The 242-nt window shown below is 74.4% G+C and carries 1 protein-coding gene; it reads left to right on the top strand.

Features of this window, described 5'->3' with window-relative positions; all coding sequences use genetic code 11:
- Positions 1-242 (top strand): hypothetical protein (locus SAZ04_RS22850; protein WP_332700058.1); only part of this gene is annotated, 242 nt, incomplete at both ends.

The raw sequence follows: 242 nt of genomic DNA, 5'->3' as shown, positions 1-242 counted from the left end.
AGGCTGCCCTCACCGCCGTCCCCGGCGTTGCGGGCGCGCGCGCCAATCTCTCGGCCAAACGCGTCACCGCCGTGCACGGGCCTGCCGCCGTCAACGCCGCCGACCGCGTCGATGCGCTGGCTCGCGCCGGCTTCACCGCCGCCGAGCTCGCTGAGGACACCGCCGGCAAGGCCCGCGCCGCCGACCGCGATTTCCTCAAGCGCATCGGTGTTGCCGGCTTCGCCGCCGCCAACATCATGCTG

Origin of the sequence: Halalkalibacter lacteus (genome assembly GCF_036663595.1) — a bacterium.
In the GTDB taxonomy this organism is placed as follows: domain Bacteria; phylum Bacillota; class Bacilli; order Bacillales; family Bacillaceae_D; genus Halalkalibacter; species Halalkalibacter lacteus.
Note: the sequence above shows the minus strand (reverse complement) of the source record. Positions and strands in the feature narration are given on the sequence as shown.